Here is a 22877-nt window from a genome sequence, read left to right on the forward strand (position 1 = left end):
GACATGACCTTCCTTCAAGCTTCATTTATCTGCACTATTTATCTGCACTTCAAGATCCAGTATGCGGATGATGACATGCTCGCTCAGTCAGCTTTCGCAATCACAATCTCGACCCTTCGATTAGGCTGGAAACACTGCTGAAGTGCACTGCGGGAGTTGAGCTCATGACAGCGTGCAAGAGGATGATCTTCTCCTAGGCCAAGTGCCACGATCTGGCTACTCTCCAGACCTCGTGCCATCAAGTATTCCTTGACCACATCTGCACGTTGCTGCGATAGGCGTTCATTGTAGAAGGCATCGCCCAACGGATCGGTATATCCCAGAACATTCACGGCGGGATCGGTATATTCCTGTTGCAGGATCACCGCCATCCTATCCAGCGCCCGCTTACCTTCCAGCCCCAGAGCAGCACTATCTAAATCGAACAACAGATCGCCATTCAGTGCCACCCGATCCGCACTGTCCTCCACGGATTCGACCTCGACAGGTATGAGCAACTCAGCACACTGGGAATCCCGCCAACGTGTCGTCTCGACACTCATGTCCCTGTCAAACTGCACCTGATATTGGCAGGAAAGATACTCCCGCCCGATATCCGTGTAGAAGTTGAACACATAGTTCCACTCCTTCACGCCGAACATGCCTTCGCTGAATTGAGGATTCCCCAACAGGTATCTCACCTGGTCCTTGTTCATGCCTTCGGCAATACGCAGAACGCTATCCGGGTCAACAAAGGTGCCGCCTTTCACCCAGGCACTATCCGGAGCGGGGAATCCATTCCCCGCCTTGATAGCATCTCCATTCGTCGCGGCCGTACTGCATCCCGCTAGTGCCAGAGCTGTCGCAAGAGGTGCCAAGAGCCTGATCGTCCATGGACGAAAATTACGCTTATCAGTCATTTTTACATTCCCTCTTACCAGTGCCAGCCAACACCGACACCAGCGCCGAAGTTGCTCTGTGAATCGCCTGTAGCATTTGCCTTGACCACCCAACGCCCATTGTCAGACAAGCGGGAAACCCCCACTGCGACCGCTGATTCGCCGTTGTAGTAGCCGCCACCGGCAGAGACCATGCTCTTGCCAGGCATAGTGGCCTGAGGAGTGGAAGCTGCAGCCAGGGCCGATGCCACACCAGCATAGGCACCCTCTTCGACTTCATCGATCTTGTCATAGACACCAGAAATAGCATGGTTGAACTGGTTGCCCATTTCCTGCAGTTGACCGACGTTCGCCGCATCTGTCGCATCAACACCCGGTGCAACATTACGCAGACGTGTCGGCTCTCCGCCATTACCAAAGGTCACCGAGGTATAGTCCGTACTGCCATCGCTGCGGCGGTCGTAATTGACGGCCCCAGCCTGAACCGCTTCCAACTGACGGACATTGACCGCATCCGTCGCCTGAGTACCACCTGCGACATGGGTGATCTGGCGTTCATTGCCCGCACTCCCCACCGACACGGCGCCTTTACTCGAGCCCACTGCCGCGTTGGAGAAACGCTCTCGCTTGCCATTCATGCCTTCACGGTCTGCCACGGAATCAGCCCCAAGTGCCACGCCACCTTCTGCCGTCACTTCAGCCCTGGCACCAATGGCACTACTGTCATCCGCACGCGCAACACTCTGTGGTCCTGCCGCCACAGATTCCCGCCCCACGGCTACGGCCTCCGCCTTGTTGGAATTTGCCTTGAAGTAACGGGATCCGCCCTGTTCGATGTTGGTAATCTGGTTCTGCACATCCCACAACTGACTGCCATTGACAGCATCGGTGCTGTCCTCAGAGACCTCGCCATCTGCCAGATTGGCAATCGTGGTACCACCGCTGCCTTTCAGGGTGATCGAGTCATGGTTGGTAGTGCCGTCATCATTGCTATCGTACTTGACGGCCTGATCACTCAACTCATTCACCTCATTGGTGACATTGTTTACCTTGCTGGCAACGTCACTGACGGCCTGATTGGTGGCATACAGTTGGCTGCCGTTGATCGCATCAGTGCTATCGGCACTGATACGCCCTGCCGCTACATGGGTAATGGTACGTTCGGCTCCGGCACGACCAACACTGACGGTCGCCACTGGGTCGGCACCGGCGAACATATAGCTCTGGCCATTGATATCCACCGATGCAGTACCCACAGCTTCAGCTGTCTGAGCCCCTGCGCCGAGCGCCACGCTACCCTGGTGAGCAGCTGTGGCCTGATACCCCAGAGCTAGTGCCTGTTCTCCCGTGGACCTTGCTTCATAGCCCACTGCAGTAGCCCCCTTCGCTTCAGCAAAGGAGTCACTTTGTTCCAGGCCCGTCTCATTGGTGCGCGCATAGCGGATACCAACACCCATCTCATCAAGATTGATGGTGTCGCCGGAACCTGAGATAAAGGTGAATGCATCACCCAGCTCATTGATCACCTGATTGGTCGCGTATAGCTGGGAACCATTGATGGCATCAGTGCTCTGCTCACTGATCCTGCCATCTGCAAGATTGGTGATAGACGTCCCTTCCTCACCTTCCAAGGTAACGGTATCTTTGTTCTCGCTGTCGTATTTCACCACCAGCTCGGTACTTTCCGTAACCGCCTGGTTGAGCTGCCCCACGTTCACCGCATCGGTGTCTTGCTCACCGGCGGACACATTGGTGATCTTCTGGTTTCCGGCATCGATGCCATCGGTAGTCACGCTCGGGCCATTGGCAATGCTCAGACCGCTACCATCGAGTATGGTCGACTGTGCATCATCACCCAGAGTGATACTGTTGGCGGACAGATCATCGGCCAGACTGAAGACCACCTCGTTGCCGTCCATGGCAATACCGATGTTAGGGTCGTTGTTGGACAAGACGGCAACCTCACCCGGGTCGATGTTTGTAACATCATCGAGTTCCCGACCTTCGCGTACCCCTCCGTTGCCATTTATTGTGCCCAATTGCCAACCAGATGAAGCAATCTCCTCAACCCTCGCCAACTGGTCTTCCGTGGCCGCTTGGCCGGATGTGATGTTATCGGCATCGAAGGTAGTGTTGCTCAGACCATTGATCGTGCCCGCCCCGTTGCCATCAGCATCCGTGGTGTTGATGGTGACATCACCGAACTTGGGCGACTCGGCCAGTTGCAGCTGAATCGCACCGGTGGCCGGATCGGTCACGGTCTTGAGGTTAGCGCCGCTGTAATCACCGGCGCTGGTGGCTTCACCGCTGATTGCCAGGGACTGGCCCAGGTCACGGTGGACCTCGCCACCTTCATTGCCAGCGAAGTTCAGGCCCTTCGCGGTGACGGCGCCATCCACACCATCGGCGGCTTCATTGAGCTGACCGACATTGACCGCATCGCTGTCGGCTACACCATCGCTCACATTGCTGATGACATCACCAGCAGCATCGATGCCATCGCTGGTCACGCTCGGGCCATTGGCGATGGTCAGGCCATTGCCATTCAGCGTGGTGGACTGAGTCTCATCGCCCAAGGTCAAGCTGCTGGCGTTGAGGTCATCGGCCAGGTCGAAAGTGACGTCATTGCTGTCGGCACTCTTGCTGACCTCGATGTTGCCATCGTTATTGGCCAGATCGACGGTGTCGCCCGGCGCCACATTGCTGGCATTTTCACCTTCGGCACTGACATTCCAGCCGGTATTGGCCGTCGCATTGACCGCAGCTAGTTGGTCTTCCGTGGCCGCCTGCCCAGAAACGATGTTGTCTTCATCAAAGGTAGTGTTGCTCAGACCATTGATCGTGCCCGCCCCGTTGCCATCAGCATCCGTGGTGTTGATGGTGACATCACCGAACTTGGGCGACTCCGCCAGTTGCAGCTGAATCGCACCGGTGGCCGGATCGGTTACGGTCTTGAGGTTAGCGCCGCTGTAATCACCGGCGCTGGTGGCTTCACCGCTGATTGCCAGGGTCTGGCCCAGGTCACGATGGATCTCACCACCTTCATTGCCAGCAAAGTTCAGGCCTTTCGCGGTGACGGCGTTATCCACACCATCGGCGGCTTCATTGAGCTGGCCAACATTGACCGCGTCGCTATCGGCTACACCATCGCCAACGTTGCTGATGACATCACCAGCAGCATCGATGCCATCGCTGGTCACGCTCGGGCCATTGGCAATGGTCAGGCCATTGCCATTCAGCGTGGTGGACTGAGTCTCATCACCCAGGGTCAGGCTGCTGGCACTCAGGTCATCGGCCAGGTCGAAAGTGACGTCATTGCTGTCGGCACTCTTGCTGACCTCGATGTTGCCATCGTTATTGGCCAGGTCGACGGTGTCGCCCGGCGCCACATTGCTGGCATTTTCGCCTTCAGCACTGACATTCCAGCCGGTATTGGCCGTCTGGTTGACCGCGGCCAATTGATCTTCGGTGGCCGCCTGGCCAGAGACGATGTTGTCTTCATCAAAGGTGGTGTTGCTCAGGCCATTGATGGTGCCCGCCCCGTTGCCATCGGCATCCGTGGTGTTGATGGTGACATCACCGAACTTGGGTGACTCGGCCAGTTGCAGCTGAATCGCACCGGTGGTCGGATCGGTCACGGTCTTGAGGTTGGCGCCGCTGTAATCACCGGCGCTGGTGGCTTCACCGCTGATCGCCAGGGTCTGGCCCAGGTCACGATGGATCTCACCACCTTCATTACCCGCGAAGTTCAAGCCCTTCGCGGTAACGGCGTCATCCACACCATCGGCGGCTTCATTGAGCTGACCGACATTGACCGCATCACTGTCGGCTACGCCATCGCCGACGTTGCTGATGACATCGCCACCCGCATCGATGCCGTCGGTGGTCACGCTCGGGCCATTGGCGATGGTCAGGCCATTGCCATTCAGCGTAGTGTTCTGGGTCTCATCGCCCAAGGTCAAGCTGTTGGCGTTGAGGTCATCGGCCAGGTCGAAGGTCACATTGTCGCTGTCGGCACTCTTGCTGACCTCGATGTTGCCATCGTTATTGGCCAGGTCGACGGTGTCGCCTGGCGCCACATTGCTGGCATTTTCACCTTCGGCACTGATATTCCAGCCGGTGTTGGCCGTCTGGTTGACCGCGGCCAATTGATCTTCGGTGGCCGCTTGGCCAGAGACGATGTTGTCTTCATCAAAGGTGGTGTTGCTCAGGCCATTGATGGTGCCCGCCCCGTTGCCATCAGCATCCGTGGTGTTGATGGTGACATCACCGAACTTGGGTGACTCGGCCAGTTGCAGCTGAATCGCACCGGTGGTCGGATCGGTCACGGTCTTGAGGTTGGCGCCGCTGTAATCACCGGCGCTGGTGGCTTCACCGCTGATCGCCAGGGTCTGGCCCAGGTCACGATGGATCTCACCACCTTCATTACCCGCGAAGTTCAAGCCCTTCGCGGTAACGGCGTCATCCACACCATCGGCGGCTTCATTGAGCTGACCGACATTGACCGCATCACTGTCGGCTACGCCATCGCCGACGTTGCTGATGACATCGCCACCCGCATCGATGCCGTCGGTGGTCACGCTCGGGCCATTGGCGATGGTCAGGCCATTGCCATTCAGCGTGGTGGACTGGGTCTCATCGCCCAAGGTCAAGCTGTTGGCGTTGAGGTCATCGGCCAGGTCGAAGGTCACATTGTCGCTGTCGGCACTCTTGCTGACCTCGATGTTGCCATCGTTATTGGCCAGGTCGACGGTGTCGCCCGGCGCCACATTGCTGGCATTTTCGCCTTCGGCACTGACATTCCAACCGGTGTTGGCCGTCTGGTTGACCGCGGCCAATTGATCTTCGGTGGCCGCCTGGCCAGAGACGATGTTGTCTTCATCAAAGGTGGTGTTGCTCAGGCCATTGATGGTGCCCGCCCCGTTGCCATCGGCATCCGTGGTGTTGATGGTGACATCACCGAACTTGGGTGACTCGGCCAGTTGCAGCTGAATCGCACCGGTGGTCGGATCGGTCACGGTCTTGAGGTTCGCGCCGTTGTAGTCGCCGGCGCTGGTGGCTTCACCGCTGATCGCCAGGGTCTGGCCCAGGTCACGATGGATCTCACCACCTTCATTACCCGCGAAGTTCAAGCCCTTCGCGGTAACGGCGTCATCCACACCATCGGCCGTTTCATTGAGCTGACCGACATTGACCGCATCGCTGTCGGCTACGCCATCGCCCACATTGCTGATGACATCACCAGCAGCATCGATGCCATCGCTGGTCACGCTCGGGCCATTGGCAATGGTCAGGCCATTGCCATTCAGCGTAGTGTTCTGGGTCTCATCGCCCAAGGTCAAGCTGTTGGCGTTGAAATCATCGGCCAGGTCGAAGGTCACATTGTCGCTGTCGGCACTCTTGCTGACCTCGATGTTGCCATCGTTATTGGCCAGGTCGACGGTGTCGCCTGGCGCCACATTGCTGGCATTTTCACCTTCGGCACTGATATTCCAGCCGGTGTTGGCCGTCTGGTTGACCGCGGCCAATTGATCTTCGGTGGCCGCTTGGCCAGAGACGATGTTGTCTTCATCAAAGGTGGTGTTGCTCAGGCCATTGATGGTGCCCGCCCCGTTGCCATCAGCATCCGTGGTGTTGATGGTGACATCACCGAACTTGGGTGACTCGGCCAGTTGCAGCTGAATCGCACCGGTGGTCGGATCGGTCACGGTCTTGAGGTTGGCGCCGCTGTAATCACCGGCGCTGGTGGCTTCACCGCTGATCGCCAGGGTCTGGCCCAGGTCACGATGGATCTCATCACCTTCATTACCCGCGAAGTTCAAGCCCTTCGCGGTAACGGCGTCATCCACACCATCGGCGGCTTCATTGAGCTGACCGACATTGACCGCATCACTGTCGGCTACGCCATCGCCGACGTTGCTGATGACATCGCCACCCGCATCGATGCCGTCGGTGGTCACGCTCGGGCCATTGGCGATGGTCAGGCCATTGCCATTCAGCGTGGTGGACTGGGTCTCATCGCCCAAGGTCAAGCTGTTGGCGTTGAGGTCATCGGCCAGGTCGAAGGTCACATTGTCGCTGTCGGCACTCTTGCTGACCTCGATGTTGCCATCGTTATTGGCCAGGTCGACGGTGTCGCCTGATGCAACTTCACTGCTGTTAGCCCCTTCAGCAGTAAGATTCCAACTGCCATCGGCGGACTGTTCTACCGCTTTCAGTTGAGCCAAGTTGACTGCATCGGTGTCATTGGTTCCCGCTGCTACACCGGTGATCTGTCGGCGAATGCCAGACCCCGGGTTACCAATAGACACCGCGCCTGCCGTACCTTCGGTATTGGCAATTGCTGTCCCATCCGCTGCTGCGACACCTGTGTTGGGGTCGAGTCCTCGGATACCTGCTCCGGTGTTGGCATTGGACAAGTACCCCAACGCCACTCCCCTATCAACCGTAGCAGATGCAGCATGCCCAATCGCCAGTGCACTCGCTGCCTCAGTATTGGCCTGACTACCAATGGAAATGCTATTGGCACCACGCGCCTGAGCACCTTTGATGTTGTTGCCACCAATGGCAATGCTGTGCGCCCCGATGGCTCGTGTCGAACTCTCCAGCTGCAAAGGGGTTGTACCATCACCACCAGCCCCACCGATCGCAACGGAATTCAACCCCGCGGCTTGAGTGCCAAACCCCAGAGCAGTGCTTGCCGTCCCTCCTGCTCCGTTCTGCAGGCCAATTGATGTCGCCCACTTTCCTGCATATGAAGAAAATCCGAATACAGCAGAGCCCTGTCCAGTTGCTTGACTGAAAGTACCGTAAACCGTTGCTGCAAGATGATTATTGCCCTGGGCGTTACAGCCAGCGACAGTGGAGAAAGTGCCAGAGCCGTCCTCGGGGTCGCTATTTGTCTGCCCGTATTGCTGGCGGCCTACAGTGCCCGTGCTGCCGGTGGAATTACAGATCTGGGAGCCATCATCAAGTGTATTAGCCTTCGCCTCTTCGACACTTCCCGGTAGAAGAACCAAAGCTCCTCCCATCAAGAGAACACCACCGATGAGGTGTCGGGAAGTTGACGACTTGCATCTGGAATGAGCAGCCTCGGATGCTACAACCCAGCGGCCACTGGGACGATTCCAAACAAGGCGAAAGACACGGTTCATATGCTCCTCCTGCACTGTAGAGTGCCCTCTCACTGGGGATCTCTGCCAGCCTAACTTTGGCTCCTGATGTCAGGGGATATGTGCAGGAGCGTTCACATTAAAGAGCATAATATACACCTTTTGTTACAAATCAAGCCTTCTACTTACATATATACGTCAATTGAAAGCATGAATGTTACAAAATGATTCGCCGAAGCATGGGAAAAGACTTACACATCTCTAAATATACAATTAATATCAATATGTTATATGCTTTTTAAGCACCTTGACGGAATCGCATGAATAGACAAAATGTCATACCAAAGTAGTAGCATTGCGAGAAGTCAGAGCGTTAAATAGCGATATCGAGAGAGGGATCAGAGAAAATTCCTCATGTTATGTAATTGTATGTATCAAAATCAGCTTCTCTCAAGGAGCCAAATAGATACAAACAGAAACACTCAAGAGGTATCCAAAACACTGCCCGTTTCACAGCCTTTGCTCAGGCGCCCTCAGCGAGCCCTTGTGCTCACCAGCCTGATTGAGGTAATCGCACAGACCAGGCGCGGGCCGAAAGCGGCGATCGGTACTGACTGGCCCAGCCGAACCGTTAGCCGTATCCTTGAATGCACGTCTGGCGGCATCTGGCCGCTTTCCACAAGCGAATGAAGGAAGAATCCATGTCCGGCTTGCTCCCCGATGTCGACCCTGATGGTCTGCTGGAATACTCTGTGGTCTATACGGACCGCGCCCTGAACCACATGTCACAAAGCTTTCAGAGTGTCATGCGAGATATCTCAGCGACCCTGAAGCAGGTCTACAGGGCCCATGCCGTAGCGATCGTACCGGGTAGTGGCACCTTTGGAATGGAAGCCGTAGCACGCCAGTTTGCCAATGGCCGCAATGCTTTGGTGATTCGTAATGGCTGGTTCAGCTATCGCTGGCACCAGATTCTTGAAATGGGCAAGATCCCGGCCGATCTCAATGTCGTGAAAGCCCGTCGAACGGAAGACACTCCCACTGCCCCCTTCATACCCGCTCCTATCGAGGAAGTGGAAAAAGTCATCCGCCGCACACAACCCGATATCGTCTTCGCTCCCCACGTGGAAACGTCATCTGGCATGATCCTGCCAGATGACTACATCAAGCGCGTGGCAGATGCAGTACATGCTCATGGCGGTCTGCTGGTGCTTGACTGCATTGCCTCAGGCACCATCTGGGTGGATATGGAGAAAACCGGGGTCGACCTACTGATCAGCGCTCCGCAGAAAGGATGGAGCGGCTCTCCTTGTTGCGCCATGGTCATGCTCTCGCCCAATGCGCGAGAGATCATCAAGGAAACCACAAGCACGAGCTTTTCCGCGGATCTGCGTAAATGGCTGGAGATCATGGAAGCCTATGAACATGGCGGTCATGCCTATCATGCCACCATGCCCACCGATAGCCTTCACCAGTTGCGTGACATCATGCAGGAAACGGCAAATTATGGTTTTGACAGGGTGATGGAGGAACAGTGGGCTCTGGGGCACCGCGTGCGCGAGGTGCTTGCCGAATATGGGTATTCGAGCGTGGCTGCCGAGGGTTTTGAGGCCCCAGGCGTGGTGGTGTCCTATTGCAGCGATTCACAGCTGGTTGCCAAGTTTGCTGCTGCAGGACTTCAGGTCGCGGCCGGGGTGCCGCTGATGTGCGATGAAGGAGAGAACTTCCAGACCTTCCGTATTGGCCTGTTTGGCCTTGATAAGCTACATAACCTGGAACGCAGTGTGGCAAACCTGAAAGCAGCACTGAACCAGGTGGCACAATAAAGCTGGAACAAGCAGAAACGCCAAATGATCGGAAGATAGATAAAGCAAAGGGGCCCTGTGGGGCCCCTTCCTCTTGAATGCCGCCGACGTCGGTGACGTAGGTTCATCCGCCATTCTTAACCGAAAATGGAGAGAATGATTCTTTCTCCATAGCCCCACAGCAATACCGTCATGCCAAGCATGGCTTCCAGCACCAGCACCCCAAAGGCCAAGGTAGTGCTGGAAACAATAAAGCCTTCCTTCTGACTGATGTTGAGAAAGGATGGAATACCGATGTATAGCAGATAAGCTGTGTAGCATAGACCGATAATCCCGGCCAGCATGCACAGCCACACCAATGGATAGACAGCGACGATACCACTGAGGAACATGGGCGTAGCGATATAACCAGCAAAAATGATGCACTGGCTCTGGCTTGGTGGCTTGGGATAGCGCTTGGCCATGTAGCGAATCACCTTGCCTACTGCATAGACCGCAGCCAACATCACCACATAAAAGACAATTCCCGCACCCAGGGCATCGAGATAACTCAACTGGATGGTCGTACCACTGCCCAGGCTCCACCCCACCTGAGTCGTTCCGATGTAGGCACTAATCACCGGCACCGCCGCCATCAACAACACATGATGAGCGTAAAGGTGATCTATCGTCTCGCGTTCTTCCTTGATCTGTTTCCATTCACGATGCGGGTGGGCCATCAAACCCCAGACGTGTGTCAGCATACTGACTCCCTCCTATACCGCATAATCAGGCGGGTGAAGCCGCCATCCCCTTGTAACCAGCATTACCTTCAGTTCTCAGTATAGATACGAATCCTTGCTTTGCTTCTTCATACCTCAACGCTTCACTCTATTGGCTAGGCCATGAATTCATGGTCTTTCGCCAGAGCAGGACAAAAAAACCGGGCCGCTCAAGGCGGCCCGGTCAGCATGTCGGTCAGGGAATGACTTACTTGCTTATATCAATACATCGATGTCCATAGCGGCACACCAGGCATCAATGTTGCATCCAACGACATCATCACGCTCATGGCCGTGATGGTCAGGATCGAGATTCCGAACACCTGACGCGCCCAACGCACATTGTCTTCCGTGCGATAGCCCTTGGCTGCGATATACAACCAATAAATACCCAGCACAGAAGTCACGATGAGGTACCCCGGACCAGCATACCCCGCCAGGCTCAGCGACAATGCTGCACCGAGAAAGGCCAGGATGTAGCCGATGATATGATGCTTGGCAGTACCAATTCCACGCACCACAGGGAGTACCGGGATCTTCGCGGCACGATAATCTTCCATACGGAAGATCGCGATGGCATAGGAATGCGGCATCTGCCACAGACTGAAGATAATCAGCAAGGTCAATGCCCCGGCATCGAAGCTACCACTGACAGCACAGTAACCGACGACTGGCGGTACCGCACCGGACAGGCTGCCGACCAGAGTGCCGTACTCCGAGTGGCGCTTCATGTAGAGGCTGTAAATCCCGACATAGACAACGAAACCGAAGGCCGCCAGGCCCACGGTCAACGCATTGGTGCCAAGAGCCAGCAGACCGAAGCCTGCCAGCCCCAGGATGGTGGCGAATACCAGTGTTGCCGCGGCACTCACCCTACCCTGCACCAGAGGTCGGTTACGGGTACGCTCCATCAGCGCATCGATATCCTGATCGATGACGTTGTTGAAGGCACACCCGGACGCAATCACCAACGCCAGACCCAACAGGGCCGAGACAAACACCAGCAAATCGAACTGACCCTGGGCGGCCAGGAAATAGCCACCCAGAACCGAGATCACATTACCGCCGATAATGCCTGGCTTGGTGATGGTGACGTAGTCTCTGATCATCATGTGCTTCGGCGTCAGCCGATCATCATGTTGAGATGCAGGTGGTACATAATCCACACGGAACCTCCGATGACCAGAACCAGAATCAACACGGTGAAGACAAATGCGTTGAAGTTCCAGCCTTCATCGGTCTTGGTGCTCATGTGCATGAACAGGATCAACTGAACCAGCACCTGGGCCACCGCGGTTGCCACGATGATAGCCAGAGTGGCATCCAGTTCGAAGGATCCCGCCATCACGACCCCAAAGGGAATGATGGTCAGCACGATGGACAGAATCAGGCCAATGACATAGGACTTGACACTGCCATGGCTATGTTCGCTAGGCGCTTGTCCGCTCATATCACAGGGCTCCCATCAGGTAGACGAAGGAGAAGACGCAGATCCAGACGATGTCCAGGAAGTGCCAGAACAAGCTCAGGCACATGATCCGCGGACGCGTCATGTCGGTGAGTCCCATCTTCTTCACCTGGATCAGCATCACCAGGATCCAGATCAGACCGAAGGTCACGTGCAGACCGTGAGTACCGACCAGGGTGAAGAACGCAGACAGGAAGGCACTGCGGTCAGGGCCAAAGCCTTCATGAATCAGGTGCTGGAACTCGTAGATTTCCATGCCCACGAAGCCTGCGCCCAGGATGAAGGTGACCAACAGCCAGTTGAATACCGCCTTGGCCTTGTTGGCATTCATCGACAGCACGGCCATGCCGTAGGTGAAACTCGAGAACAACAGCAGGAAGGTCTCGACCAGCACGAAGGGCAGTTCAAAGATCTCGGATGCCGTAGGACCGCCGGCCGTGCCTTTCATCAGCACAGCAAAGGTAGCGAACAGTGATCCGAAGATCATCAGGTCGCTCATCAAGTAGATCCAGAAGCCGAAGACCTTGGTGCCTGCAGCGTCGTGGTGATCATGGTCATGCCCATCGTGGGCATGACCTGCGTGGTTAGTCAGAGTATCAGTCGCCATTACGCCTGCATCTCCACTCGTTTTTGGTGCTCGCGCTCAATGCGCTCGACTTCAGCCGCCGGCACGTAGTAATCGACGTCGGTACGGAAGATACGCGCCATGAACACAGCGAACATGCCCAACGCAGAAACGATCGCCAGCCACCAGATATGCCAGATCAGGGCAAAGCCGAAGACAATGGAGATCGCCCCCATGACAGGACCTTCCCAAGTGTCCTTGGGCATATGGATGTCCTGGTAAGGCGGCTTGGACAGCGGCGCCTTGCCACCGTTCTTCTGCTTGTCATCCCAATAAGCGTCGATATCGCTGACATCGGGCAGATGGGCAAAGTTGTAGAACGGCGCCGGAGAGGAAGTGGACCACTCCAGAGTACGACCGCCCCACGGGTCGCCAGTCACGTCGGCATTCTTCTTGCGATCGCGAATACTGACAGCGAACTGGATCACGGTGCACAGGATACCCATTAGGATGATCACGGCACCCACCCAGGCAACGATCATCAGCGGCTGCCACTCGGTGTTCTCGTAAGTGTTCATGCGGCGTGCAGCGCCGAAGAAGCTCAGCACGTACAGCGGCATGAAGGCCATGTAGAAACCGACCAGCCAGCACCAGAAGGAACGTTTGCCCCACTTCTCGTCCAGCGTGAAACCGAAGGCCTTCGGGAACCAGTAGGTCAGGCCGGCCAGCATGCCGAACACCACACCGCCGATGATGACGTTATGGAAGTGTGCAATGACGAACAGCGTGTTATGCAGCACGAAGTTGGCCGCAGGCACGGACAGCATCACACCGGTCATGCCACCCAGAGTGAAGGTGATGATGAAGCCGATGGTCCACAGCACTGGAGAAGTGAACTCGATGCGACCACGGTACATGGTGAACAGCCAGTTGAACACCTTCACCCCGGTGGGGATGGCGATGATCATCGTCATGATGCCGAAGAAGGCGTTGACGTTGGCCCCTGCGCCCATGGTGAAGAAGTGGTGCAGCCACACGATGAACGACAGCACGGTAATGGCCACGGTCGCCCAGACCATGGTGCCGTAACCGAACAGACGCTTGCGGGCGAAGGTCGCGATGACCTCGGAGAATACACCGAATGCCGGCAGGATCAGGATGTATACCTCGGGGTGACCCCAGACCCAGATCAAGTTGACATACATCATGATGTTGCCACCGAAATCGGTGGTAAAGAAGTGCATGCCCAGATAACGGTCAAGCGTCAGCAGTGCAATGGTCGCCGTCAGTACCGGGAAGGAAGCAATGATCAGGACGTTGGCGCACAGCGAAGTCCAGGTGAAGATCGGCATGCGGAACAGCGTCATGCCCTTGGTACGCATCTTCATGATGGTCACGAAGAAGTTGATACCCGTCAGGGTCGTACCGATACCTGATATCTGTAGTGCCCATATCCAGTAGTCCACCCCGACTCCGGGACTGAACTCCTTGCCCGATAATGGTGCGTAGGCCAGCCAACCAGTGGTGGCGAACTCACCGACCACCAGGGAGATGTTGACCAGCACGACACCGGCAACGAACAACCAGAAGCTGAGGTTGTTCATGAACGGGAAGGCCACGTCACGGGCACCGATCTGCAACGGTACCACCAGGTTCATCAGACCGATGACCATGGGCATGGCAACGAAGAAGATCATGATCACGCCATGGGCGGTGAAGATCTGGTCATAGTGATGCGGCGGCAGATAGCCCTCGGCGCCGCCTGCGGCCATGGCCTGCTGGGTCCGCATCATGATGGCATCGGCGAAGCCGCGAATCAGCATCACCAGCGAGACGAGGAAGTACATGATACCGAGTTTCTTGTGGTCGACGGAGGTCAGCCACTCGGTCCATAGGTATTTCCACTTCTTGAAATACGTCAGAGCACCCACAACCCCGACACCAACAATCGCGATGACCATTGCGGTCACCATGATGATTGGCTCGTGGAAAGGGATCGCGTCCAGGGTAAGTTTTCCGAACATAGTTTACTCCGCTGCCTCCGCGCTCATGGGCTCGTCGCGAGACTCGGGTGCTTGATGAGAGTCAGTGACATCCTCGGACTCCACGGCCTCATGAGACTCATCGTCTTCACTTGCGTCATGAGCCTTGCCGCCATGACCGAACAAGTGACGATTACCTTCCTGCTCAGCCATATGAGCGGCATGAGCCTCGTTGCCATTGAGGAAGCTCTTGACGATGGACTCGTACAGACCCGGGGATACCTGGGAGAAGTACTGGATCTCGTTGTGCTCGGTAGGAGCAGCCAGAGCGTAGTACTCATCCGGATAGGTCAGAGTGTCTGAAGATTCCTTGACCTTGGCTACCCAAGCATCGAAGTCCTCGACGGAACCGACGTGGGCCTTGAAGGTCATACCGGAGAAGCCAGGACCGCTGTAATTGGATGAGCGACCGTTGTAGACACCCTGCTCATTGGCGATCAGGTGAACGTCGTTATCCATCCCGGCCATGGCATAGATCTGGCTGCCCAGGCGAGGAATGAAGAAGGAGTTCATGACCGAGCCAGAGCTGACACGGAAGCGCACCGGAGTGTCCTCGGGGAAAGCCAGCTCATTGACCGTTGCGATGCCCTGCTCCGGATAGATGAACAGCCACTTCCAGTCCAGTGACACTGCCTGGATCTCCATCGGCTCGTTCTGACCTTCCTTCGCCTCAAGAGGCTTGTGAGGATCAAGGCTGTGGGAGGTGTACCAGGTCAGCACCGCCAGGAAGACAATGATGACGCAGGGGATGAACCAGACGATCGCTTCGATCACAGTGGAATGTGACCAATCGGGAGCGTAGGTAGCATCCTTGTTACCGCGGCGATAACGCCACGCAAATACCAGAGTCAGCACAATGACCGGTACCACCACGATCTGCATCAGACCGAAGGCAGTGAGGATCAGAGTACGCTGCTCCTGACCGATTTCCCCCTTGGGGTCCAGCAAGGCTGAACTACAGCCCGCCAGCACCAGGGGTAGCGCGAGCATCAGCACTAGGCCTAGCATGCGCAAATATGACTTTCTTCTCATGTAGCGACCTCGTCCGGGCGTGGAGGCGGAATACCAGAGCTCACGAGCCTTGCTCAAGCACTGCCAATAGCCGAAAGCTACTGGTTCTGCTTGAGCAAGCTCGCACGTGCCAAGGCGGCCCGGCGGGGTGGAGGAAAACGCTGTCATCCCTTGTCAGGAGCGAAATCCATGTGCATTGCCTCCGGCTTGGCGAAAGCCAGTTGCAATGAGCCCACCTACGCCTTCCCCAATGGCGATATCCCATTCTGCCCCCCATGTGATGGGAGGCAGAATGGGACAGCGCATATTGTCGGCACATGTCCCTCGAAAGAGAAGCGACGATTTGCCGCAGGGTGTCGCACCGCCTTGCGGCGCCAACCATAAACCGAGAGAGCTTCAAGCTCCAGTCGAACTGCAGGAAAAATTGGCAGGAACGGGAACGATAAAGAGCTTGCCCACCCCACTCCCTAATCGCTCCCGGCTGATTCTGAATAAAGACTCACATGGTGATCAAACGTGGTATGAGATCGGGAATATCGGCCAGTGCACTGGCAGCTCGATCATGGGTCACGATGATGTCCACATCAGACAAGGCGCCAAAAAAGGCAGGGCGCAGACAATCCCACTTGCTGTCATCGAATACCAGAATACGCTGAGCAGCAGTTTCTATCACTGCCTGCTTGGGGGCCACTTCATGAAAATGAAAGCAACTGAGCCCACGCTGGGGATGCACCCCCGCGGCAGAGATGAAAGCACGATTGATACCCAGCGCCCGGATCTGTGCAGCCATGTCATCCCCTTCGAAAGACTGGGACACCCTGCGATAGCGGCCTCCGAGCAGAATCAGGCGCACATCATCCAGAGCACTGACCGCATTGGCGACATTGAGTGCATAGGTCACTACCGTCAGCCCCTGGCGCTTGCCCAGTTCACTCGCCAAGGGCAGCAATGTGGTACCACAATCGATGAACAGGGTATCGCCATCATCAATGCAGGATAGTGCATGCCGACACAGAGACGCCTTGATCTCGGCACCACGCATCTGCTGCGTGCTGAGGTCGTACGTTGGCATGTAATGGGGGTCATCACGGCGCACCAGATATCCCCCCATCAGACTGAGAAGGCTATCTCTGGAAGACACGTCACGCCTCAGCGTCATCTCCGACACACCACACAGTTTGGCGGCATCGGCCAGATGCAGGCTTCCCCCACTGACCAGCGCCTGCAGCAAACGTTCCTGCCGCTCCACACCCCGTCGATTCATCAAGCCATTCTCTCCACCCAGTTCACTCCATCCCGTCCATTTGTGCCTCAGGCACATCCCCGCGCCTCTCTACGTCATCCACCTCATTCCCTCTATTCCCTCTATTCCCTCTATTACCTCAATTCCCTCCATCTCATGCCCCTCTTCCCGGCATTCTCTCAGCTTTATGACATATGGCTGATTCATGGGCGCCCAGATAAATCATTCTATCGCCTGAGTGCAGGGTGCCCAGGATCATAAGGTTCTCACCAGATTTCACTACTCGACCTTTGCGTTAGGGCATAGTTAGAGCAGAAATGTTAAAAAAATCACATTCACTGTTATAATGCTATCAGCATTTCCGAGGTGTCCCCGCACCACCCCGTCTCCTACTAACAATAAAGTTACCCAACTCGAGATCCTTTGATGTCCCGTTATACTTCCCTGGTTTCTACCACCGTCTTTTCCTGCGCCCTTGCCGCACTGCCTTCAGCAGCCAATGCTTCCAGCCCGCAATGGTCGTTCGGCAACGTTTCCGTCAACTATCTGGACTGGTCCAACGGCACCGAAAAGCGAACTGCCACCAACGCGGCCAAGAGCGACTTCGTCTATCTCGAACTTGAAGGGGGAATGGGCTATTCCTGGGGTGAGTTCTACGGTTTCTTCGATATCGAGAATCCCGGCCACGACCAGTTCGATGAAGGCAGCGACGGCAAGGACAACCTGCGTACTGCGGGCAAGGTGACATCCCATCTCTATCTCGGCGACACCCCCTTCTCCGTCTATCTGCACCTCTATGACTTCCGTGACTACGGCTTTCATAGCCGTGAACAGGACCAGATCCTGGGGCTTGGCTATCGCCATACCTTCGGTAATGGCCTGTGGATCAAACCCTTCATCGGTGCCGCTCGAGTCCAGAGCAGTGGTTATACCGGTATGAACGGCGGCATGCTGGGCTGGGTCGCCGGTTATGACTTCAATGCCCTGGGTCAGAACTTCAGCCTGACAAACTGGCATGAACAGACCTTCGCCCGGGATGATGACTATCTCGAGCAGAACTACGTTGGCGCCAAGGCCGACGAGATTGGCACCAACGGCGCTGTTGCCCTGTGGTGGCACCCTACCAGGATGCTGACCACGGGCCTCCAGTACCGTTATTCAGATGAAAAGTTAGGCTCGCCGGGCCAGTACCAGAACGCCGTGATCTACTCTCTTAAGTTCAACTTCTTGTAAGAAGGCGACCGAACCTATGACGCTTATCATGAGTCTGGTGGGCATGGCGACTCTCGTCATCATCGCGATCCTGTTTTCCAGCAATCGTCGCGCTATTCGCCTGCGTACGGTACTAGGAGCCTTCGTCATACAGGCAGGGCTCGGCGCCTTCGTTCTTTATGTTCCTTTTGGCCAGAAAGTGCTGAAGACCATTTCCGATGCGGTCAGCCAGGTGGTGGCATACGCCAACGATGGTATTGGCTTCGTCTTCGGTAACCTGGCCAATGTCGACAGCACCGGCTTCGTCTTTGCAGTGAAAGTGCTGCCGGTCATCATCTTCTTTTCTTCCTTGACCGCCGTGCTCTATTACCTGGGCATCATGCAGTGGGTGGTGAAACTGCTTGGGGGGGCCTTGCAGAAGGTACTTGGCACCTCGCGCACAGAGTCCCTTTCCGCAACAGCCAATATCTTTGTTGGCCAGACCGAAGCCCCGCTGGTGGTTCGTCCCTATATTGCCGGCATGACCCAGTCACAGCTGTTTGCCGTGATGTGTGGTGGCCTGGCATCAGTGGCAGGCTCTGTCCTGGCTGGCTACGCGGCTCTTGGAATTCCCATGGAATATCTGGTCGCTGCTTCCTTCATGGCGGCTCCTGGTGGCCTGTTGTTCGCTAAGCTGCTGATGCCGGAGACGGATCCTGAAGCCGACCAGGCGGAACACCGTGTGGAGCAGATTGAGGAGGATGACAAGCCCAGCAATGTCCTTGATGCCGCCGCCTCAGGCGCTTCTTCCGGTTTGATGCTGGCCGCCAATGTCGGCGCCATGTTGCTGGCCTTCATCGGTCTGATCGCGCTGATCAATGGCATTCTCGGCGGTGTCGGTGGCTGGGTTGGCATCGACAGCCTGAGTCTGGAGATGATTCTTGGCTGGCTGTTCTCTCCACTGGCTTTCCTGCTGGGCGTTCCCTGGAACGAAGCGACCTTGGCGGGCTCATTCATTGGCCAGAAACTGGTCGTCAATGAGTTTGTCGCCTTCATCAACCTGGCACCCTATATCGATGGACAGCAGTTGGTGGAAAGCACTGGCCAGGTCATGAGCCAGCATACAGCGGCCATACTGTCCTTTGCCTTGTGTGGTTTCGCCAACTTCTCTTCCATCGCCATCCTGCTTGGTGGACTGGGTAGCCTGGCACCCAGTCGCCGCCACGAGATCGCGCGTTTTGGCATCAAGGCGGTTCTTGCCGGAACACTGTCCAATCTGATGTCCGCCTGTATCGCCGGCTTTTTCATTACCCTCGGCGCCTGATTACTGCTTACCTCCGGGCCCAGATGGGCCCGGTTCTACGGAAACGCCGGTGGCTCTCTTTCTCTCGTCTCGGCCTTCCCATGGAGTCATTCAATGAACGATCTCACCCAGATTGCCCATCAAGCCCTCGCCCTGATGGACCTGACCAGTCTCAATGACGATGATGACGAAGCGTGCATTGAAACCCTTTGCCATAAAGCCAGAACTGCTGCTGGGCACCCTGCCGCCATCTGCATCTATCCGCAATTCATTCACACCGCCCAACGCGCCCTGGAGGCAGAAGGCCTTGCGGGTAAGGTCAAGATCGCCACAGTGACCAACTTCCCTGCGGGTGGTGACGATATTCAGGTTGCCGTGACCGAAACCCGCGCAGCCATTGCGGCAGGCGCCGATGAAGTGGATGTCGTTTTCCCCTACCGCGCCATGCTGGCAGGCAACAACGATATCGGCCGTGAGCTGGTCAGCCAATGCAAGGCGGCCTGTGGCGAGCGTGTGCTCAAGGTGATTCTGGAAACAGGTGAACTGCAAGACGCAGCCCTGATTCGTCGAGCTGCCGAACAAGCTGTCGCCGGTGGTGCCGACTTTCTCAAGACCTCGACCGGCAAGGTCGAGGTCAATGCCACTCCAGAAGCGGCACGCGTCCTGCTTGAAGTGATTCGCGATGCAGACCGTCCCGTAGCCTTCAAGGCAGCCGGCGGCGTGCGTAGTGCCGAAGACGCTGCACGCTACCTGGACATTGCCAGCGACATCATGGGGCCAGCCTGGGCCACTCCCGAAACCTTTCGATTCGGCGCTTCAGGCTTGCTGGACAACCTGCTGGCGACGCTGAACGGAAAAAGCCATCAAGAGGGCAGCGCAGGAGACTACTGATGCTGATCCAGGACATTCTCGCCGCCAAGCGCGATGGCCAGGCACTTGATGAAGCCGCCATACGCCACTTCATTCAGGCCGTTGCTGAGAACAAGGCTGGTGACGAACAGATCGGCGCCTTCACCATGGCCACGGCGATCCATGGTATGTCGCTTGCCGAGACCGTCGCACTGACTTCCGCCACGCGAGACTCTGGCCGAGTGATGGACTACTCGGCACTGAATCTCACCGGCCCAGTGCTCGACAAGCACTCCACCGGTGGTGTCGGCGACCCGGTGTCTTTGATTCTCGGCCCCTGGCTGGCAGCTTGTGGCGCCCATGTCCCCATGATCTCCGGACGCGGCCTCGGCCATACCGGTGGTACTCTGGACAAGCTCGAGTCCATCCCTGGTTATGACGTCACGCCAACACAAGACACCTTCGCCAGACTGGTGACTTCGCCTGGTGTTGCCATTGTCGGACAAAGTGCCGACCTGGCCCCTGCCGACAAGCGGCTCTATGCGGTGCGGGATGTCACCGCTACGGTTGCCTCCCTGCCGCTGATCGTGGCGTCTATCCTGGGCAAGAAACTGGCCGAAAATCTCGACGCCCTGGTCATGGACGTCAAGATCGGCAATGGTGCCTTTCTGTCCAGCGATTCAGAAACCCGCAAGCTGGCCAGCACGATCGCGCAAGTCGCGACACTCTCGGGTACCCCGACCAACGCCGTGCTCAGCGACATGAATCAGACGCTGGCCACCAGCGCCGGCAATGCCGTGGAAGTGCATGAATGCCTAGCCATTCTCAAGGGAGAGCGGCACACCGGACGGCTGCTGGAATTGACCCGCTATCTGGCGGTAGAAGCCTTGCTTTCAGGCAAACTGGCCCAGGATCGCGAGGAGGCTGAACGGCGCCTCGATGCAACCCTCGCCTCGGGCCAGGTAGCAGAACGCTTTGCACAGATGGTGGCCGGCCTTGGCGGTCCGACAGACCTGCTGGAACGCCCCTCAGCGTATTTGGCCAGTGCTCCTGTCATCCGGGATATCTATCCTGCAGATGCCGGCTTCGTCACCGCCCAGGACGTCAAGGCCCTGGGCATGCTGGTCGTGGAGCTGGGCGGCGGCCGCCGCCGCGCCGGTGACCGCATCGACCACCGTGTCGGTCTGGATCATATTGCCGCCATCGGATCCTGCGTTGATGCGCAGACACCACTGGCTCGCCTGCATGCTGCCAGTAAGGCGGATGCCGATATGCTCGCGGAGCGCTTGCGTGACGCCTTCCACATCAGTGCTGAAAAGGTCGACTCTCCCCCTTTGGTCCATGATGTACTGACCCCTTCCCAAGACTCTCTTTCAGGAGATAGCCCATGAGCCGTGCCATCGTTATCGTCATGGACTCCTTTGGTATCGGTGCCTCTCCCGACGCCGAGCGCTTCGGTGATAGCGGTTCAGATACTCTGGGGCATATCGCCCAGGCTTGTGCGCGGGGCGAAGCTGATGATCGTGGTCGCCAAGGGCCGCTTCATCTACCTAACCTGGCCCGCCTGGGGCTTTTCCATGCTCACCGCGAAGCCACGGGGCAGTTAGCTGAAGGTATCGAGCTCAGCGAAGCGGCCCATGCACTCGATGGGGCTTACGGCTACGCCCAGGAGATATCCTCCGGCAAGGACACGCCATCCGGTCATTGGGAAATTGCCGGCGTTCCGGTGCGCTTCGACTGGGGCTACTTCGAAGCCAAGAAAGAGAGCTTTCCTGCCGAACTGCTCCAGGCCTTGATACACGAAGCAGAACTGCCTGGCGTTCTGGGCAATTGCCATGCATCCGGTACAGACATCATCGCCCGCCTTGGCGAGGAACACTGCCGCAGCGGCAAGCCTATCGTCTATACCTCAGCGGACAGCGTGTTCCAGATTGCTGCCCACGAGGAGACGTTCGGTCTTGAACGACTCCTGACACTGTGTGAAATCGCCCGAGGTCTGCTTGAGCCCTACAACATTGGTCGTGTCATCGCCCGCCCCTTTGTCGGTGACGATACCGCCAGCTTCACACGCACCGCCAACCGACGTGACTACAGTGTCGAGCCCCCTTCCTCTACCGTGCTGCAAAAGCTGACCGAGGCAGGAGGAGACGTCATCGCCATTGGCAAGATTGCCGACATCTATGCCCATTGCGGTATCTCTCAGCTGATCAAGGCATCAGGTCATGATGCCTTGATGGATGCCACGTTGAAGGCTCTGGAACAAAGCGCGGGCTCCTCACGCAACACAATCGTGATGACCAATTTCGTCGACTTCGACATGGTCTACGGTCATCGTCGAGATGTCGCTGGCTATGCCGCGGCTCTGGAGCATTTCGATACCCGTCTTCCGGAACTGCTGAACATGCTGCAGGACGACGACATGCTGGTGATCACCGCAGACCATGGCTGCGACCCTACCTGGCATGGCAGCGACCACACTCGCGAGTACATCCCGGTACTGGTAAAAAGCGCAGGCCTGCCTGCTGGTTCACTGGGTAAACGCGAAAGCTTCGCCGACATTGGCCAAAGTCTGGCCAGTTTCCTGCATCTCTCGCCCATGGCCGATGGAGAAAGTTTCCTCCTTCACCGTCAGGGAAGCATTGAATAAAG

The 22877-nt window shown here is 56.8% G+C and carries 15 protein-coding genes and 1 pseudogene; 6 read left to right on the forward strand and 10 right to left on the reverse strand.

From position 1 onward, the window contains the following. Positions 1-83 precede the first annotated feature (83 nt). The 3 genes and pseudogenes from E4T21_RS13615 to E4T21_RS21690 all read right to left on the reverse strand — a co-directional run. Complete coding sequence (locus E4T21_RS13615; protein WP_149285585.1) at positions 84-899, reverse strand: OmpA family protein; 816 nt, start codon at positions 897-899, stop codon at positions 84-86. A gap of 14 nt (positions 900-913) precedes the next feature. After that, complete coding sequence (locus E4T21_RS13620) at positions 914-7897, reverse strand: YadA-like family protein (RefSeq protein ID WP_240349144.1); 6984 nt, start codon at positions 7895-7897, stop codon at positions 914-916. Positions 7898-7900: 3 nt separating this feature from the next. Further along, positions 7901-8032, reverse strand: a pseudogene (locus tag E4T21_RS21690) (ESPR domain-containing protein); the annotation flags it as partial. A gap of 659 nt (positions 8033-8691) precedes the next feature. On the opposite strand from E4T21_RS21690, the gene E4T21_RS13625 reads away from it, so the two are divergent. Further along, positions 8692-9816, forward strand: coding sequence for an aminotransferase class V-fold PLP-dependent enzyme (locus E4T21_RS13625; protein WP_149285587.1), 1125 nt, complete (start codon positions 8692-8694; stop codon positions 9814-9816). A gap of 116 nt (positions 9817-9932) precedes the next feature. On the opposite strand, the gene E4T21_RS13630 is transcribed toward E4T21_RS13625, so the two are convergent. From E4T21_RS13630 to E4T21_RS13660, 7 genes are all read right to left on the reverse strand, one after another. After that, positions 9933-10538: a Yip1 family protein gene (locus E4T21_RS13630; protein WP_149285588.1), complete on the reverse strand. Its 606-nt coding sequence runs from the start codon at positions 10536-10538 to the stop codon at positions 9933-9935. 239 nt (positions 10539-10777) lie between these two features. Beyond that, a complete protein-coding gene (cyoE, locus tag E4T21_RS13635) occupies positions 10778-11668 on the reverse strand; it encodes a heme o synthase (protein WP_187774997.1) in 891 nt (296 codons plus the stop codon). Between the two features lie 11 nt (positions 11669-11679). Then, positions 11680-12006, reverse strand: coding sequence for a cytochrome o ubiquinol oxidase subunit IV (gene cyoD, locus E4T21_RS13640; protein WP_149285590.1), 327 nt, complete (start codon positions 12004-12006; stop codon positions 11680-11682). Position 12007: 1 nt separating this feature from the next. Continuing rightward, complete coding sequence (locus E4T21_RS13645) at positions 12008-12631, reverse strand: cytochrome o ubiquinol oxidase subunit III (RefSeq protein ID WP_149285591.1); 624 nt, start codon at positions 12629-12631, stop codon at positions 12008-12010. Beyond that, complete coding sequence (gene cyoB, locus E4T21_RS13650; RefSeq protein WP_149285592.1) at positions 12631-14613, reverse strand: cytochrome o ubiquinol oxidase subunit I; 1983 nt, start codon at positions 14611-14613, stop codon at positions 12631-12633. Before cyoB ends, E4T21_RS13645 begins: the two co-directional genes overlap by 1 nt. Before the next feature lie 3 nt (positions 14614-14616). Next, the gene (gene cyoA / locus E4T21_RS13655) at positions 14617-15663 is read right to left on the reverse strand and encodes a ubiquinol oxidase subunit II (protein WP_149285593.1); all 1047 of its coding nucleotides are present in this window, start codon (positions 15661-15663) and stop codon (positions 14617-14619) included. A 478-nt stretch (positions 15664-16141) separates the two neighbouring features. Continuing rightward, positions 16142-16906: a DeoR/GlpR family DNA-binding transcription regulator gene (locus E4T21_RS13660; RefSeq protein WP_149285594.1), complete on the reverse strand. Its 765-nt coding sequence runs from the start codon at positions 16904-16906 to the stop codon at positions 16142-16144. A 405-nt stretch (positions 16907-17311) separates the two neighbouring features. On the opposite strand from E4T21_RS13660, the gene E4T21_RS13665 reads away from it, so the two are divergent. The 5 genes from E4T21_RS13665 to E4T21_RS13685 all read left to right on the forward strand — a co-directional run bounded on the left by E4T21_RS13665 (position 17312) and on the right by E4T21_RS13685 (position 22875). After that, positions 17312-18118, forward strand: a complete 807-nt coding sequence (locus E4T21_RS13665; RefSeq protein WP_149285595.1) for an outer membrane protein OmpK — start codon at positions 17312-17314, stop codon at positions 18116-18118. 16 nt (positions 18119-18134) lie between these two features. After that, on the forward strand, positions 18135-19400 hold the full coding sequence (locus E4T21_RS13670) for a NupC/NupG family nucleoside CNT transporter (protein ID WP_149285596.1): 1266 nt from the start codon (positions 18135-18137) through the stop codon (positions 19398-19400). 93 nt (positions 19401-19493) lie between these two features. Next, entirely contained in the window at positions 19494-20270 is a 777-nt protein-coding gene (deoC, locus tag E4T21_RS13675; protein ID WP_149285597.1) for a deoxyribose-phosphate aldolase, read from the forward strand. Next, positions 20270-21619, forward strand: coding sequence for a thymidine phosphorylase (deoA, locus tag E4T21_RS13680; RefSeq protein ID WP_149285598.1), 1350 nt, complete (start codon positions 20270-20272; stop codon positions 21617-21619). The genes deoC and deoA overlap by 1 nt, the downstream gene beginning before the upstream one ends. After that, positions 21616-22875: a phosphopentomutase gene (locus E4T21_RS13685; protein ID WP_149285599.1), complete on the forward strand. Its 1260-nt coding sequence runs from the start codon at positions 21616-21618 to the stop codon at positions 22873-22875. Before deoA ends, E4T21_RS13685 begins: the two co-directional genes overlap by 4 nt. The last annotated feature ends 2 nt before the right edge of the window (positions 22876-22877 follow it).

This window comes from Halomonas binhaiensis (assembly GCF_008329985.2).
GTDB classification, from domain to species: domain Bacteria; phylum Pseudomonadota; class Gammaproteobacteria; order Pseudomonadales; family Halomonadaceae; genus Halomonas; species Halomonas binhaiensis.

What these genes read in the sequence shown, in the direction of transcription:
- cyoD (WP_149285590.1), bottom strand. Translation starts at nt 12,006, where the DNA reads ATGAGCGGACAAGCGCCTAGCGAACATAGCCATGGCAGTGTCAAGTCC.
- E4T21_RS13665 (WP_149285595.1), top strand. Translation starts at nt 17,312, where the DNA reads ATGTCCCGTTATACTTCCCTGGTTTCTACCACCGTCTTTTCCTGCGCC.
- E4T21_RS13615 (WP_149285585.1), bottom strand. Translation starts at nt 899, where the DNA reads ATGACTGATAAGCGTAATTTTCGTCCATGGACGATCAGGCTCTTGGCA.
- deoC (WP_149285597.1), top strand. Translation starts at nt 19,494, where the DNA reads ATGAACGATCTCACCCAGATTGCCCATCAAGCCCTCGCCCTGATGGAC.
- E4T21_RS13645 (WP_149285591.1), bottom strand. Translation starts at nt 12,631, where the DNA reads ATGGCGACTGATACTCTGACTAACCACGCAGGTCATGCCCACGATGGG.
- E4T21_RS13630 (WP_149285588.1), bottom strand. Translation starts at nt 10,538, where the DNA reads ATGCTGACACACGTCTGGGGTTTGATGGCCCACCCGCATCGTGAATGG.
- E4T21_RS13685 (WP_149285599.1), top strand. Translation starts at nt 21,616, where the DNA reads ATGAGCCGTGCCATCGTTATCGTCATGGACTCCTTTGGTATCGGTGCC.
- cyoA (WP_149285593.1), bottom strand. Translation starts at nt 15,663, where the DNA reads ATGAGAAGAAAGTCATATTTGCGCATGCTAGGCCTAGTGCTGATGCTC.
- E4T21_RS13625 (WP_149285587.1), top strand. Translation starts at nt 8,692, where the DNA reads ATGTCCGGCTTGCTCCCCGATGTCGACCCTGATGGTCTGCTGGAATAC.
- cyoE (WP_187774997.1), bottom strand. Translation starts at nt 11,668, where the DNA reads ATGATGATCAGAGACTACGTCACCATCACCAAGCCAGGCATTATCGGC.
- E4T21_RS13660 (WP_149285594.1), bottom strand. Translation starts at nt 16,906, where the DNA reads ATGAATCGACGGGGTGTGGAGCGGCAGGAACGTTTGCTGCAGGCGCTG.
- cyoB (WP_149285592.1), bottom strand. Translation starts at nt 14,613, where the DNA reads ATGTTCGGAAAACTTACCCTGGACGCGATCCCTTTCCACGAGCCAATC.
- E4T21_RS13670 (WP_149285596.1), top strand. Translation starts at nt 18,135, where the DNA reads ATGACGCTTATCATGAGTCTGGTGGGCATGGCGACTCTCGTCATCATC.
- deoA (WP_149285598.1), top strand. Translation starts at nt 20,270, where the DNA reads ATGCTGATCCAGGACATTCTCGCCGCCAAGCGCGATGGCCAGGCACTT.